A 14,631-nucleotide genomic window follows, 5' to 3' on the forward strand; every position below is an offset into this window, starting at 1 on the left:
CTCACTCGCGCAATAATTCGCTTATTTGTAAGGCATTGTTGGCGGTTTTAAGACGCCGAATCAATCCGTAACTGCGAATCATGCCTTTGTTGCGGCAGGTCTGCGGCAAATTTGCCTTGATGCCCGCAAAAATCTGCCCGCTTTTCCGACATTGAATTTCTGATGGCGCTAAACCCGAACTTGGTTGCGCTAACTGCGTCAAACCCGCCTGTTCATGCCATGAACGACCGTGATAAGACGCGCTCAGCCGCCGGTTTTCCCGGCTCACTGCCCCAAAGGCGCAACGGCCAACGACCTTCGCGCCGCCACAGGAGAAGACACACATGACATCTGGACGGGTTAACCCGCAATTCCGCCTCGAAGATCAGGGCATCGAGGGTCTGGGCAATGTCTATTACAACTTCATGGAACCGGCGCTGATCGAAGAGGCGCTGAAGCGCGGCGAAGGCACACTTGGCAATGGTGGAGCGTTCCTAGTTACCACAGGAAAGTTCACCGGCCGGTCGCCCAAGGACAAACACGTCGTCAAGACCGACAGCGTTGCCGAAACCATCTGGTGGGAAAACAATGCCGAAATGAGCCCCGAGGGCTTTGACGCACTGTACGAAGACATGCTGGCCCACATGAAAGGCCGCGACTATTTCGTACAGGACCTCGTCGGTGGCGCGGACCCGGCTTACGCAATCAATGTACGAATGATTACCGAACTGGCGTGGCACAACCTGTTCATCCGCCACCTGCTGCGTCGCCCGGACCGCGAAGACCTGGATGAGTTCACGGCCGATTTCACCGTCATCAACTGCCCCAGCTTTCAGGCCGACCCGGCAAAGCACGGTTGCCGCAGCGAGACCGTGATCGCGATGAACTTCGACCGCAAACTGATCCTGATCGGCGGCACTGAATATGCCGGTGAAAACAAGAAGTCCGTTTTCACCCTGCTGAACTACATGCTTCCTGAAAAAGGCGTGATGCCGATGCACTGTTCGGCAAACCATGCTGTTGGCAACCCGGTCGATACGGCCGTGTTCTTTGGCCTGTCCGGCACCGGAAAGACCACCTTGTCCGCAGATCCTTCGCGCATACTGATCGGGGATGACGAGCACGGCTGGTCTGATCGCGGTACCTTCAACTTCGAGGGCGGTTGCTATGCCAAGACCATCAACCTGAATGCCGAGGCAGAGCCGGAAATCTATGCCACCACTTCGAAGTTCGGAACCGTGATCGAAAACATGGTCTTTGATCCCGAAACCAAGGAACTGGATTTCGACGATGACTCGCTGACCGCCAACATGCGCTGCGCCTATCCGCTCGAGTATATCTCGAACGCATCCAAAAGCGCATTGGGTGGTCACCCGAAGAATATCATCATGCTGACCTGCGATGCATTTGGCGTTCTGCCACCGATCGCGCGGCTGACGCCGGCCCAGGCCATGTATCACTTCCTGTCGGGTTTCACGTCAAAAGTGGCCGGGACCGAACGCGGCATCACCGAGCCGCAGCCGACATTCTCGACCTGTTTCGGCGCGCCGTTCATGCCCCGTCGCCCTGAGGAATACGGCAACCTGTTGCGGGACAAGATCGCCCAGCACGGCGCGACCTGCTGGCTTGTGAACACCGGCTGGACCGGCGGCGCCTATGGCGTGGGCAGCCGGATGCCGATCCGTGCGACACGCGCCTTGCTGACCGCCGCTCTGGAAGGGTCTCTGCGCGACGCCGAGTTCCGCAAGGATGCCAATTTCGGCTTTGACGTTCCAGTCTCTGTCCCGGGGGTTGCCGAAGTTCTGCTGGACCCGCGCCGTACCTGGGACGATCAGGCAGCCTTCGACAAACAGGCCGAAAAACTGGTGCAGATGTTTGCCGAGAACTTTGAACAATATCTGCCCTTCATCGACGACGACATCAAAGCCGTCGCAATCGGATAAGACAGGAAGAGGGGCCACAGCGCCCCTTTTTTATTTCACCCACTGTACTTCTTGCTAAGGTTGTTTGTCGCAAAAAGCACATACAATTGCGTTGTTTCAAAATGCAATTTGCGCTAGCCCTGATAATCGCTAAGACGAAAAAACCCGGCACTTTTGCGCCGGGTACTGACTGAAATTAGATTGGGAGTCGCTCATGTGCGCACACTCACAACGCTGGATTGAGCAATCCTAATCAGTCACCTAGTCTAAGCGAGAGGGGATGAGTGTCAATACGAGACTTGCTGACTTGCGCGTCATTCAGCATGGCTCAAACAGTCGCAATTAGGCGGCAAATGACACGGCAAACGATAGGTAACATTATGACTGAGATCTCGAAACTCACCGAACTGCGCAAGCTGATGCAAAGCATGGAGCGTACATTAGGCTTGGAGAAACTATCTCCGGTTGAACGCGACATCTACTATGCCGCCGAAGAGCTTTCCAAGTCCGATCAGGAAGTGCGCACATTCGGTTTGATCGAGCACACGTTGGTTCAAAGTGTTTCGCGCCCAACATTCTTTCGCGCGCTGAAATCGCTGGTCGAAAAAGGCTATCTTTCTCAAAGCGGCAGCGCCAACCGGGGACGGTACATCGTTCATGCACCCAAATGATGCGATCCACCCGCGCAAGAGGCCGTGATAACTTTGCGCGGGTGGGCTACTGAAACGCTTTTGGCCTCTTTGGCCTATGTGCTGGCGTCGTTCCTTACATTCGCCGTCCTGATGCCGTTGCAGAACGTGTTTTTCCCGGAATACCCAAGCCGCGCGAGCCTGTTGTTTCTGCCGCATGGCGTGCGAGTTCTGACAGCCTGGCTGTTGGGGTGGCGCGCCGTTTTCGCATTATTGCCCGGCGTGTTCATCGTTTTTGCCTATTTGGGTGGAACGGATGTGCTCCTGCCCAGCCGCCTGATGGCCATGGCGATTGCGGTTCTGACGGTCCCGACCGTGTTTTATCTTCTGAAGGCAATCGGGTGGGATCTGTTTCCCCGTCCGGATCGCAAACCCTGTTGGATATGTGTGATGGGCGTCGGAATCGTAACGTCCTTCCTTGTCTCCGGGTTGACCAACCTGGCTTTTGGCAGCGCGACGGTGGAATATATCGCATTCCTGATCGGCGATATCTCGGGTTTGTTCTTCCTGATGCTAGGCCTGTATTTTGCTTTTCGGCTCGCCGACAAGCGGCCGAGTTGACGCGTTACCCCACCAAACCGCGTCGAAGCAGGTTCAGGCCCGCAATCAGCAAAACGAACAAGGTCGCTTTGCGAAAACTTGCCTGATCAATACGGTCCTGCAGCTTCATGCCTATCCACATCCCGGCCAGGGCCGGAACGATCAGGGCTGCCGAAAACTCAAGTGTTTCTGCGTACAGAATGCCTGATCCAAGATGTGCGACCAGCAACAAAACCGCCCCCAAACCGTAGATTACACCCTGAATTCGAATCTGTTCGGTCTTGGGGGTGTTCAGCGCCGTCAGATAGGCAACTGTCGGAGGCCCCCAAACTCCTGACATGCCGCCGACAAACCCCGCCACGCCACCTACCACAGCCTCGACTGCGGTCGAGGGTTGGTTCAGCGCCATTCTGAACCCCAGAACTTGTAACAGCGCAAAAACTGACACAAAGCCGCCCATCAGAACCAGAAAGACAGACCCCGGGATCAATGCGACCAACTGTGCGCTGAGCAGCAGAAGAAGACCGCCAACAACAAGGAAAACCCGAAAGCGCCGAATCGAGGCGATCGCGGCGACACGGCCACCGCGTAGGGCCTGCAGCCCATTGGTCACCAGCGTCGGCAGAATAAGTCCCGCCAGGGTCAGATCCGGCGGCAGAAATGAATTCAACCCTGATACCAAAATCATGGGCATCGCGAAACCAACCATGCCTTTGACCCATCCAGAGGCAAACGCGATTGCCATGGCCATCAGCAGTTCCTGCGGGGAAAGAATGGAAAACAGGGTCATGTCCCCTAGATATCATCTGGATTTTCTTCTGCATTGCAAAAATGTTGGGGTAATATTTGAACTTTTTCGCAGCGTAATAAGTATTTTTGTTGCGCTGCACGTGCAGCATGATATGACCAGACGACCGAGGAAAGGACGCGATTCATGGCCCACGACGGACAGGATATGACCGAGATGACAACTGCTGCAGTTTTGCCCGATCTTCTGAACTTGACCCGGGCTGCCGTACCCGCGGTAGCAGCCGTTTTTGAAAAAGCCCGTGAATCCGTGCGCGGCATGGTCTCGGCGGATGGCCGTATCTCTGGTGCTTTGATCGAGGCAAACCAGACCGCCGCGCATGGACTGGCATGGCTGGCCACGTACAACCAGTCGCTGCAACAGATGCAGCGCTGGGCCGAAGCACTTCAGGCCGAAGGCAAGTTCGGCGAACTCGAGCAGTTGCTTCACCAGATAGCCGTTGGCGAGTACCTGCATCAGGTCGCTGGTGGCATCCCGATGAACCAGGGCGAAGTCGTGCGCCTTCAGGATATGGGCCTCGGCTGGGATGCGCTGTCGGGCTTTCAGTCGTCCGAAGTACAGACCTTGATGGCGCAGGCAAATTCACAAGCCGCACGCAGCCGTTTGGTCGAGCTGATGCAGGATCAGGCCGGCGCCACCATGTTCGGCGCGTCGGGCCTGGACGAAGAACTGGAAATGATCCGCGACCAGTTCCGCCGCTATGCGCAGGAAAAGGTCGAACCGTACGCCCATGAATGGCACCTCAAGGATGAGCTGATCCCGCTGGAAATCATCGAAGAACTGGCGGAAATGGGCGTTTTCGGGCTGACCATCCCGGAAGAGTTTGGCGGTTTCGGACTGTCCAAAGCATCCATGTGCGTCGTTTCCGAAGAACTGTCGCGTGGCTATATCGGCGTGGGCTCGCTGGGCACCCGTTCGGAAATCGCGGCCGAGTTGATCATCGCCGGCGGCACGGACGAGCAAAAGGCCAACTGGCTGCCAAAACTGGCCAGCGCCGAAATTCTGCCGACGGCTGTCTTCACTGAACCCAACACCGGCTCGGATCTTGGTAGCCTGCGGACCCGTGCCGTGAAGGACGAGAACGGTGATTACCGGATCACCGGCAACAAGACCTGGATCACCCACGCCGCGCGGACCCATGTCATGACTTTGCTGGCGCGGACCGATCCCGACAGCACCGATCACCGCGGCCTGTCCATGTTCCTGGCGGAAAAGACGCCCGGCACGGACGACAATCCCTTCCCCACCCCCGGCATGACCGGGGGTGAGATCGAGGTTCTGGGCTATCGCGGCATGAAGGAATACGAGCTGGGCTTTGACGGCTTCCACGTCAAGGGTGAAAACCTGCTGGGCGGTGAAGAAGGCAAGGGTTTCAAACAGCTGATGGAAACCTTTGAAAGTGCCCGCATCCAGACCGCCGCGCGCGCCATCGGCGTGGCGCAAAGCGCGCTGGATATCGCCATGCAATATGCCATCGACCGCAAGCAATTCGGCAAATCGCTGATCAACTTCCCGCGTGTCTCGGGCAAGCTGGCAATGATGGCGGTCGAGATCATGATCGCGCGCCAGCTGACCTATTTCAGCGCGTGGGAAAAAGACCACGGCCAACGCTGTGATCTTGAGGCGGGCATGGCCAAACTGCTGGGCGCCCGTGTGGCCTGGGCAGCCGCCGATAACGGGCTGCAAATCCACGGCGGGAACGGCTTTGCACTGGAATACAAGATCAGCCGCGTTCTGTGCGACGCGCGCATTCTCAACATTTTCGAAGGGGCGGCCGAGATCCAGGCACAGGTCATCGCACGACGTCTGCTCGGGTGACCGGAACCGGCGCCCGTTTCCCCAACTGACCCGGCCATTGCGCCGGGTCTTTTTCTTGGTTTTTGAGGTTTTGTACGCCTCCTACCCACGGACCTTCCGTTTTGTACGGACCATTTTTGCATCTCTGACCGGCAGGGCAACGGCGAACCGTGTCCGCAGCAATCCAAACTTCCCCTTTGATCCCGGCCCATTCGCCGTTAGAGCGTCAGATTGACCCGACCGAAACCCGATCAGCACCTGGTACATCGCATGACCCGATCCTTCTTTGCACTTTGCGCCACTCTGGCGGTGCTCGTTCTTGCGGGCTGCACCACCCCTGCGCCAACGGCCGATCAGAGCGATGTCGAAGCGCTTGCCCAGTCGATCCGAATGCTCGGGCCGGATGTCGATCCGGCCGAGGCTCAGAGAGCGGCCACCATCGCCTATTCCTACTCGCAGCAGTTGGCGCGGGATTGGAATGTCACCGACCCCGCCATCATCCACAACGCCAAGGTCATCAACGGGTTCCGCGAAAAGGGGCTGTGCAACGATTGGGCAGAAGCCATGACCAAGCGGCTGCGGCAGGAAAACTTCCGAACATTGGATCTGCACTGGGCCACGTCGCCGCCGACGTCTTTTCGCATCATCCACCATTCGGCATTGATCAGCGCCAAGGGGGATTCGATGTATGACGGCATTATTCTTGATCCCTGGCGCAACAGTGGCGCGTTGTTCTGGGCGCCGGTGCGTGAAGATACGCGCTATAACTGGAAACCCCGGCAGGAAGTGCGTGCGCAACTGCTGAACGGGTCTCTTCCCTACTGATCCGGTTCCAACAACATCCCCTATGCGCTAAGACCCAGCCATGACTCGCCTGATCCTGACCCTGCCCTTGTTGGCACTGTTCCAATGCGAGAAGGACGAAACCGTCGCCGCCTATGGTGCGGCGGACCAGACCTGGGTTCTGAGGGAGATCGATGGTCAGCCCTATGAGGCGAGCGCTCTGCTGCGGTTTCCCGAAGAAGGCAGGATTACCGGGAACGCTCCGTGCAACAGCTATGACGGAACACTCAACGCGCCCTACCCGTGGTTTGAGGTTCAGAACCTCAACGCGACGCGCGCCGCCTGCGCGGGGCTCGAAGCGGAAGGGTTCTACTTTGCCGCCCTCATGGCCATGACCCAATCCGAGGTGTCAGGCAATGTGCTGATCCTGCGCAATGAGGACGGGCACGAGATGGTGTTCACAGCCGCCGAGTGACCTGATCCACGAACCGGGCCCGCGCTTCGGGCAGCGGATTATGCCCCAAAGACGGAGCAACGCGGTGCTCCAGAAAATATCCGGTCGTGCGCAGGGCCTCTGCGACCTCGGCATCGGGCGCAGTGCCTTCACCTCGCAGACAAGGCGGCAGGGGCAACAGCTTGTCCGCCCATTCCCCGGCGCCATTGGCGCTGACGGAACGGCCTGTTTTGGGGGATACATAGATCAATCCTTCGGTCACACCAGTCACGGCGCAGGCGGTCAGATCAAGGCCAAAGCCAAGTTCGTCAAGCAACGCGAGCTCCCATCGCAGATAGGCCAGAGGCCAGACTTCATCCTGCCCCAACAGATCCATCAACTGTTCCGTCCGGGAATAAAGCGCGGGGTGTGGTTCCCGTTCGGGCAGACAAAAGGACAACAGCGAAACAACCGCGTTCAGCCCAGACAGTGCCAGCCGACCTGAAAACGCGGCTGCCGCGCGGGACCGCAGGGGTTCGACCTGAAAGGTGCCGATATGTTCTTCCAGCCGCGCGCGCCACAGCACGTCCAGTTGCGCCCCAGGTTGCAGGATCGGCGCGATCTTGCGGCTGGTCCCGCCACGCACCACGCCGGCGTGACGCCCGTGGCCTTCGGTAAAGACCTCGATGATCGCCGCTGTTTCACCATGGCGGCGTAATGTCAGGAGTATTCCGTGATCGCGCCAGTCCAAAACCTGACCCTGTTGCTGGTTTGGTTGGTTCGCAGAAAATCCCAAGCGACGTTGGCACGCAAGAGCGGAAGTGCTTCAACCCCTTTTCAGCGCGCGTTCTTTTCCGAAGCCGCCATAGTTTTGTGACTTCGCGCCACCCGGCTTGTACGCGTTTTTACGACCCCCAACTGCGCTTCAACAGAAGGGGCCGCACCATGATCGATGACGAACCGAAACCCGCCACATACTACGACGAACGCGAAATCTGGACACCGGACCCAACGGCGGCAGACATGCAGGTCTATGAGACGTTTGCGTCGACCGTCGTCGAACTTGTGCAGGTGCTGGATGACAACAAGCCGATGTTGTCGAGGGATGTCTACGCACGCTTTTCTGCGTCTCTGCTGCACCTGTCCAGGGTGTTGGGCGAGTACGAAGACGGGTGGAACGGCGGACATGGCGCGTGATCCCAAGACATGCATAGACTGAAGGGCAGAGCATCGGCTTTTCATTGCAACGGTCCGGTACGATATAGCGACCAGACCTGACCACGGTGGATTCCGTTGTGCCTCAACATGAACCCGCCGCCATTCTTCAGATCACCAATGTGCCCCGCCAGAACGCGCCTGCTGCCCCTTGGCCGATGGAAACCCCGTCTGTCGTCCGGGGTGTCGCCAACTGCGGGCAAAAGAATGCGTTGCTTTAATCCCGTTCAGGCCATAATGTTCTTCTTATGTTCTAAAGCGGGATTCCCAAAATGTCTCTTAATTACGTCATGATCGGTTCCAACGACGTTGCCAAGGCACGCAGCTATTACGACGCGGTTATGCCCCGGATCGGCGGAAAGGTCGTCGCCGAGTATATGCCGCATGCTGTATGCTATGAGCTGCGCGGCGGCGGATGCATATGGGTCGCGACACCGTTCGACAAAAAAGACGCGACAATCGGCAACGGAAACATGGTTGGCCTGTTGTGCCAAAGCACAGAAGAAGTGCGTGATGCGCACGCGGCCGCGCTTGCAAATGGCGGAACAAACGAAGGTGATCCGGGGGACCGCCCCCAATATGGCCCAAACTTTTTTGGTGCCTACGCACGCGACCCTGACGGGAACAAGATGAGCTTTGTCTATTTTGGCGACGCGGATTGATGGACCCGAGCATCGTCTGCGACCGCGAACAAGAAAGACCCAAGCCAGCGTGAAGTTCAGAACGTCACACCCGCATGAACCAGAATTCCTATGACCATCAGCAGGTTCAGCACCATCGAGATACCGTTGCCCACATAGATGGGCAACTTGCCCACCACCAGACCATACGCAAACCACAGGAAGGACAGCCCGGCATAAAGCGACCAGGACAGAAGCGACTGACCAGTAGCGTGTTCTGAATGGGTAAAGTAGAGCTTGACCAGTTGCGGAAGCGTGGCAAAAGGACCAACAACCCCGACAAAGACCATGAAGCTTTCGAACCGCTGCATCCAGTGGCCGAGTTCCGATTTTTCCAGTTTCTCAGCAAGCGTTTCAGCCACGAAAGCACCTCTTGGTTGCGCCTGTCCACAGGGCAAGCCAGCCCTGCCAGTGTAATTGCCGGGGTAAAATAGTCATTTTGGTCTCTGCGTCAAAGACCCTTCAGTACTGGTCACTCCAGCCCTTCTTCGCCCAGCAGGTGCCGCCCCTGACGGTCTTCGACCTCGATCACCCAGAGGTCGGGGTCAAAGCTGCGTTGGCGCTGGATTGCTTGGTCCACGTCACCTTCAAGACCGGACGAGAGTTCGACCCATTTCCGTTCGCCACTCATCAGATCAAAGCTGCGTTGGAAGGCAACGGCCTGCCCGTCCAGTGTGTTCAGCTTGACCAGAACTGCGCCTGCGGTGTCATCGCCATGGGCCACCACATAGGCCGGGATATCCTGAAATCGCAGCCGCGCCAGATAGGCGTGAACCCAGAATTCCGCCGTCAGCCGCGTCATGCGTTTCCGTCTTTGAAATCCAGCCCCATTTCCGAATACCGCTCGGATTCTTCCAGCCAATTGGGCCGGACCTTCACTTGCAGGAACAGGTGGATCCTGCGGTCGAGGAACTCTTCCAGTTCGGCGCGCGCGGCCTGGCTGACGGCTTTGATCGTCTCACCCTTTTTGCCCAGCACGATGCCTTTGTGGCCGTCGCGCATGACATAGATGACCTGATCGATCTTGGCAGAGCCGTCTTTGCGCTCTTCCCAATTTTCGGTCTCAACGGTCAGTTGATAGGGCAATTCCTGATGCAGGCGCAGGGTCAGCTTCTCGCGCGTCATTTCGGCGGCGATCATGCGCAGGGGCAGATCGGCGATCTGGTCTTCGGGATAGAGCCAGGGACCTTCAGGCAATTCAGAGGCCAGCCATTTGCGCAGGTCCTCGACGCCGTGTCCCTTTTCAGCAGAGATCATGAAGGTTTCGGCAAACGGATAGCGTGCGTTCAGGTCACTGGTCAGCGCCAGCAGCTTCTCGGACGGCACCTTGTCGATCTTGTTGATGGCCAACGCGATCGTGCGGCCTTGCCCGATCTCTTCGAGACCTTCGAGGATGCGCTCGACACCTTCAGTAATGCCACGATGCGCCTCGACCATAAGCACAACGATGTCGGCATCCGCGGCCCCGCCCCATGCGGCGGCGACCATGGCGCGATCCAGGCGGCGGCGGGGTTTGAACAGCCCCGGCGTGTCGACGAAAACCAGCTGCGCGTCGCCCTCCATCGCCACGCCGCGGATACGCGCGCGGGTGGTCTGCACCTTATGCGTCACGATCGAAACCTTGGCCCCGACCATGCGGTTCAGCAGGGTTGACTTGCCCGCATTGGGCTCTCCGATCAGGGCGATAAATCCGGCGCGTGTGGTCATGAGTCTGGCGATCCTGTTTGCAAGTGCGCACCCCTATAGCAGAAAGCTTCGACGGGCCAGAGGGATTTGTCGCATTGCGGCCATGCGGTTTCGATGTCAGATGGACGCAGACGCCCAGCCAATCCCAGCCCGGCATCAGATCCGTTCAGTGAGGTTCTCATGAAACGTCGCGAGTTTCTTCTTGGAAGCAGCGCCGCCGCCGGTGCTTTGGGTTTGGGAGGGTTGTCTCTGGCGGCCAGCGATCCCGTTCGGGAACTGGTGGTGCAACCTGCCAGCTATCGGTTGCGTGGTCAGCTGACCACGGGGATGGTCAGCCTGTCACCGGATGCGCCGCCTCCGGTTCTTTACGGGCGCCAGGGCGAAACATTGCGTCTGACGGTGCGCAATACCCTGCCCGATTATACTGCGATGCATTGGCACGGGCTGCGCATCCGCAACAAAATGGACGGTGTGCCCTATCTGACCCAGATGCCCATCGGCGAGAACGAGAGCTTTACCTATGAACTCACGCCGCCGGATGCGGGCACGTATTGGTATCATCCCCATTGCATGACGATGGACCAGATGGCCCGCGGGCTGACCGGTGTGATGGTGATTGCCGAACCGGAAGACCCGGGATTCGACAGCGAACAGGTGATCAATCTGCGGGATTTCCGGCTGGACGAAGACGACGCGTTTCTGCCGGCCTATACCGCCCGCGGCGCGGCGCGGGCCGGCACGTTCGGCAACGTGCAGACCGCCAATTGGCAGAGCGAGGCAGTATATGACCACGCCGCGGGCAGCCTAGTGCGCGTACGGGTGGTCAACACGGACACGACCCGTATCTACAACTTGCATCCCGAAGGGGCCCAGACCCGTATCATCGCATGGGACGGACATCCGGTAGAAACAGACGTGACACGGCCCACAGCAGCCCAGCCGCTCTTGCTGGCCCCGGGTCAACGGGTGGATTTGGCCGTTCGGATGCCGGACGACGAAGGGCAATCAGCCCTGCTGATGGCAAAGTTTCCTGGGCAGAAACACCGCGCCATGGTCCGGCTGCGGGCCACGGGACACTCCATTGCGCGTGATCTGCGAGAGCTGCGCCCATTGCCGGCAAACCCTGTCGCGCGCCCTGATCTTGATCAGGCCGAGTTGCATGAGCTCGTGTTCGGCTGGACCCCGGAAGGCGGCGCCCCGAATGACGGGTTCTGCGGGTCTTTGGGCTATAGTTTCTGGTCGATCAACCGCACGCCCTGGCCGGGCGATGCGGCGCAGGGAACCGGGCCCCTGGCTGTACTGCAACGAGGCAAGAGCTATGTTCTGCGACTGCGCAATGAATCGCCCAATCTGCACCCGATCCACCTGCACGGGCTGGCCTTCGTTCCGCTGACGTCGAACCTGCGCAAACTGCCACCGTTGCTGTCCGATACCATGCTTTTGCTGAAAGACGAGACCGTCGACATCGCGCTGGTCGCGGACAATCCCGGCGACTGGGCGTTTCATTGCCACGTGATCGAACACCAGAAAACCGGGCTGACCGGGTTCATCCGGGTGATTTGACGCTAGCCCTGAGGTGGCAGGTTCAACGCGAGAACGTGGTTCGGATAGGCTTGGTTCGCGATACGGAAATCCGTGACGCCGACCTGACGGAAACCTTTGGACAGGTAGAAATCGATGGCCGGAGCGTTTTCGGAATTGGTCGTCAGCCAAATTTCGGTGCGGCCTTTGTTGCGGCAATGGTCGATGGCCACCTGCAACAAAGCTGACCCGATGCCCTTTCCGTGGTGACGCGGCTGCACGTAAAAGGTCACGATCTCAAGATCGGACAGCCCGTCGATCGGGGCGGGACCGCCCTCTGCCAACCGAATGTACCCATCTATGCCATCGCGGTTTTCCGAAACAATCAGAAGGTCCTTGCCTTCTTCAAGCAGCGCTTCGAACCGTGCAGTGGTGAACTCGGACAGTGCAAACTCGGCGAAGAAGGCGCTCACGCCATGGCGCAGATAGGTGCTAATCCAGACTTCGATCGACAGCGCCGCCAGGCTGGCGGCGTCCGATTTCCGGGCTGGTCTGAGCCGCATGTACTTAGGAAGACCCGACCGGGCTGAGCTGTTCCAGCAGAGCTTTCGCCGCCGCCTGTTCGGCCTGACGTTTGGATCCTGCGGTGGCTTGCGCCTCGGTGCCGTCCTGAAGACGGGCCGCGATGGTGAAGATCGGGGCGTGGTCCGGGCCACTGCGTTTAACCTCGACGTATGAGGGCGGCTTTTGCCCACGCGCCTGCGCCCATTCCTGCAACGAGGTCTTGGCGTCACGCGCATCTGCCTCGACCTTGTGGATGCGGTCCCCCCAAAGCGCCAGGATGACATCGCGGGCAGCCTCGAACCCCGCATCCCGATAGATGGCGGCGATCACGGCCTCCATCGCATCGCCCAGCAGCGCTTGCTTGCGACGGCCACCGGACAGCATCTCGGACCGGCCGAGTTTCAACACCGCGCCCAGATCGATCTGGCGGGCCACATCTGCACAGGCCTCTTTGCGGACCAATGCGTTGAACCGGGGGGCCAACTGGCCTTCGGAGGCTTTTTTGTCAGCTTCAAGCAACGCGGTGGCCATGACCAGGCCCAGAACGCGGTCACCCAGAAACTCCAGCCGCTGGTTGTCGGGTCGGGTGGACGAAGACACCGAGCCATGGGTCAGCGCGCGCACCAGCAGTTCGGGGTTTTTGAACTCATACCCCAATCGCCGCTGGAACGCCTTTATCTCAGACGAAAGCTTCAATTGACCGCCTTGAAGAACCGATCACCGCGCCATGTCCAGAAGAACAGCATCGAACGGCCCGCGGACGAGAACATGATCCGGTCGGCTCGACCAATCAGGTTTTCGTAAGGCACGTATCCGACACCGCCGGCAGATTGCGGCAGACGGCTGTCGCTGGAATTGTCACGGTTGTCCCCCATGAAGAAATAGTGGCCCTCGGGCACGGTGTAGATGCCGGTATTGTCCGATGCCTGGTTGCCGATGTTCAGCACGTCGTAGGACACGCCATTGGGCAGGGTTTCGATCAGGCGCGATTTTTCACAGGTGCCGCCTATTCCAACAGGGCCGTTTTCACAGCGCGGGCGCAGGCGCTGCGGGCCTTGCGGTTCCGCAACTTCGGTAAACACGCCGTCGGGCTGCTGTGGAACCGGAGCGCCATTGAGGATGATCTGGCCATTGCGGACCTGGATCCGGTCGCCCGGCAAGCCAATCAGGCGTTTGATATAATCACGCCCGGTGACCGGATGGCGAAAGACGATGACATCGCCACGTTCCGGATCACCGCCCCAGATACGGGTATTGTCTTCGCCCTGCATCCAGCCACAGATATCTTCGGCATCCACGTTCAGGCCGACGCTGGGGATGATCAGGCTGGGGCAGGATGCGTAGGAATAGCCATACGCCATCTTGTTGACGAAGAGGAAATCGCCAATCAGCAGCGTCTGCTTCATCGAGCCCGAGGGGATCCAGAACGGCTGAAAGAAGAGGGTACGGAACACGCCGGCAATCAGCAGCGCATAGACGATGGTTTTGATCGTCTCCCAGACGGGATTTCCGGTTTTGGCGTCCTCGGCCATTCTGCTCGCTCCAGTTCTTTGCTTGGCTTTGCTGCTACATGCGGGGGCGATGGGGGCAAGTCAAGGCTGCGCGGCCTGATCTTGAAGCGGACGCGCTTCGATCACCACGAAAGCCTGCGCCCAGGGATGGTCATCGGTCAGGGTGACATGGATGATCGCCTCGTGCCCTTCGGGGGTCATTTCATTCAGGCGTTCGGCGGCCCAGCCTGTCACATGCATCACGGGCTGGCCGGTGCGCAGATTGGTGACGGCCATGTCCTTCCAGGCGATGCCCATGCGCAGACCGGTGCCCAACGCCTTGGAACAGGCCTCTTTCGCGGCCCAGCGCTTGGCATACGTACCCGCGGTGTCGGCGCGGCGTTCGGCCTTGCGCTGTTCGGTGTCAGTAAAGACACGGTTGCGGAACCGGTCGCCGAACCGGTCGAGCGTGCCCTGAATGCGGTCAATATTTGCGAGGTCCGTGCCGATGCCGAGTATCATTT

General features: G+C 58.9%; 19 protein-coding genes. 9 read left to right on the top strand and 10 right to left on the bottom strand.

Annotated elements, in window-relative coordinates:
* Position 1 precedes the first annotated feature (1 nt).
* Entirely contained in the window at positions 2-325 is a 324-nt protein-coding gene (locus tag GOW31_RS08075; RefSeq protein ID WP_171169149.1) for a hypothetical protein, read from the bottom strand.
* Here GOW31_RS08075 and GOW31_RS08080 point away from each other — a divergent pair.
* The 3 genes from GOW31_RS08080 to GOW31_RS08090 all read left to right on the top strand — a co-directional run bounded on the left by GOW31_RS08080 (position 324) and on the right by GOW31_RS08090 (position 3,151).
* On the top strand, positions 324-1,922 hold the full coding sequence (locus tag GOW31_RS08080) for a phosphoenolpyruvate carboxykinase (RefSeq protein WP_152457097.1): 1,599 nt from the start codon (positions 324-326) through the stop codon (positions 1,920-1,922). The two genes, GOW31_RS08075 and GOW31_RS08080, sit on opposite strands and share 2 nt — an antisense overlap.
* A gap of 359 nt (positions 1,923-2,281) precedes the next feature.
* Complete coding sequence (locus tag GOW31_RS08085; RefSeq protein ID WP_152457096.1) at positions 2,282-2,572, top strand: hypothetical protein; 291 nt, start codon at positions 2,282-2,284, stop codon at positions 2,570-2,572.
* A 24-nt stretch (positions 2,573-2,596) separates the two neighbouring features.
* Positions 2,597-3,151 (top strand): hypothetical protein, encoded by a 555-nt coding sequence (locus GOW31_RS08090; RefSeq protein WP_367397137.1) that lies wholly within the window; start codon positions 2,597-2,599, stop codon positions 3,149-3,151.
* Positions 3,152-3,155: 4 nt separating this feature from the next.
* Here GOW31_RS08090 and GOW31_RS08095 read toward each other — a convergent pair whose 3' ends face one another.
* Positions 3,156-3,920 (bottom strand): sulfite exporter TauE/SafE family protein, encoded by a 765-nt coding sequence (locus tag GOW31_RS08095; protein ID WP_171169150.1) that lies wholly within the window; start codon positions 3,918-3,920, stop codon positions 3,156-3,158.
* A 144-nt stretch (positions 3,921-4,064) separates the two neighbouring features.
* Between GOW31_RS08095 and GOW31_RS08100 the strand changes: the two genes are divergently transcribed.
* The 3 genes from GOW31_RS08100 (at position 4,065) to GOW31_RS08110 (ending at position 6,993) form a co-directional block, all read left to right on the top strand.
* Positions 4,065-5,756, top strand: coding sequence for an acyl-CoA dehydrogenase family protein (locus tag GOW31_RS08100; RefSeq protein ID WP_171169152.1), 1,692 nt, complete (start codon positions 4,065-4,067; stop codon positions 5,754-5,756).
* A 249-nt stretch (positions 5,757-6,005) separates the two neighbouring features.
* Positions 6,006-6,560, top strand: coding sequence for a hypothetical protein (locus GOW31_RS08105; RefSeq protein WP_171169154.1), 555 nt, complete (start codon positions 6,006-6,008; stop codon positions 6,558-6,560).
* Positions 6,561-6,600: 40 nt separating this feature from the next.
* Positions 6,601-6,993 carry an META domain-containing protein gene (locus GOW31_RS08110; protein WP_171120247.1) on the top strand — a complete coding sequence of 131 codons (393 nt, stop codon included), beginning with the start codon at positions 6,601-6,603 and terminating at the stop codon, positions 6,991-6,993.
* Here the strand turns inward: GOW31_RS08110 and recO are convergent.
* On the bottom strand, positions 6,977-7,702 hold the full coding sequence (gene recO, locus GOW31_RS08115) for a DNA repair protein RecO (protein WP_171169330.1): 726 nt from the start codon (positions 7,700-7,702) through the stop codon (positions 6,977-6,979). The genes GOW31_RS08110 and recO overlap by 17 nt on opposite strands.
* 194 nt (positions 7,703-7,896) lie before the next feature.
* Here recO and GOW31_RS08120 point away from each other — a divergent pair, with 194 nt between their 5' ends.
* Together GOW31_RS08120 and GOW31_RS08125 are read left to right on the top strand one after the other, a co-directional pair.
* Positions 7,897-8,148: a hypothetical protein gene (locus GOW31_RS08120; RefSeq protein ID WP_152457090.1), complete on the top strand. Its 252-nt coding sequence runs from the start codon at positions 7,897-7,899 to the stop codon at positions 8,146-8,148.
* 290 nt (positions 8,149-8,438) lie between these two features.
* The gene (locus tag GOW31_RS08125) at positions 8,439-8,828 is read left to right on the top strand and encodes a VOC family protein (protein ID WP_152457089.1); all 390 of its coding nucleotides are present in this window, start codon (positions 8,439-8,441) and stop codon (positions 8,826-8,828) included.
* 56 nt (positions 8,829-8,884) lie between these two features.
* Here the strand turns inward: GOW31_RS08125 and GOW31_RS08130 are convergent, their stop codons facing one another.
* From GOW31_RS08130 to era, 3 genes are all read right to left on the bottom strand, one after another.
* Positions 8,885-9,208, bottom strand: coding sequence for a SemiSWEET transporter (locus GOW31_RS08130; protein WP_152457088.1), 324 nt, complete (start codon positions 9,206-9,208; stop codon positions 8,885-8,887).
* Positions 9,209-9,318: 110 nt separating this feature from the next.
* The gene (locus GOW31_RS08135) at positions 9,319-9,648 is read right to left on the bottom strand and encodes a DUF1491 family protein (RefSeq protein ID WP_152457087.1); all 330 of its coding nucleotides are present in this window, start codon (positions 9,646-9,648) and stop codon (positions 9,319-9,321) included.
* Positions 9,645-10,553, bottom strand: coding sequence for a GTPase Era (gene era / locus GOW31_RS08140; protein ID WP_171169156.1), 909 nt, complete (start codon positions 10,551-10,553; stop codon positions 9,645-9,647). The genes GOW31_RS08135 and era overlap by 4 nt, the downstream gene beginning before the upstream one ends.
* Positions 10,554-10,712: 159 nt before the next feature.
* On the opposite strand from era, the gene GOW31_RS08145 reads away from it, so the two are divergent.
* Complete coding sequence (locus GOW31_RS08145; RefSeq protein WP_171169158.1) at positions 10,713-12,095, top strand: multicopper oxidase family protein; 1,383 nt, start codon at positions 10,713-10,715, stop codon at positions 12,093-12,095.
* 2 nt (positions 12,096-12,097) lie between these two features.
* Here the strand turns inward: GOW31_RS08145 and GOW31_RS08150 are convergent, their stop codons facing one another.
* From GOW31_RS08150 to acpS, 4 genes are read right to left on the bottom strand one after another with little or no spacing between them, the layout of a single operon-like run.
* Positions 12,098-12,616 carry a GNAT family N-acetyltransferase gene (locus GOW31_RS08150; protein WP_171169160.1) on the bottom strand — a complete coding sequence of 173 codons (519 nt, stop codon included), beginning with the start codon at positions 12,614-12,616 and terminating at the stop codon, positions 12,098-12,100.
* Between the two features lie 4 nt (positions 12,617-12,620).
* Positions 12,621-13,313, bottom strand: a complete 693-nt coding sequence (rnc, locus tag GOW31_RS08155; protein WP_171169162.1) for a ribonuclease III — start codon at positions 13,311-13,313, stop codon at positions 12,621-12,623.
* Positions 13,310-14,149 (bottom strand): signal peptidase I, encoded by an 840-nt coding sequence (gene lepB, locus GOW31_RS08160; protein WP_171169164.1) that lies wholly within the window; start codon positions 14,147-14,149, stop codon positions 13,310-13,312. The genes rnc and lepB overlap by 4 nt, the downstream gene beginning before the upstream one ends.
* 60 nt (positions 14,150-14,209) lie before the next feature.
* Entirely contained in the window at positions 14,210-14,629 is a 420-nt protein-coding gene (gene acpS / locus GOW31_RS08165; protein ID WP_171169166.1) for a holo-ACP synthase, read from the bottom strand.
* Positions 14,630-14,631 lie beyond the last annotated feature (2 nt).

Origin of the sequence: Ruegeria sp. HKCCA0370 (assembly GCF_013033705.1) — a bacterium.
In the GTDB taxonomy this organism is placed as follows: domain Bacteria; phylum Pseudomonadota; class Alphaproteobacteria; order Rhodobacterales; family Rhodobacteraceae; genus Ruegeria.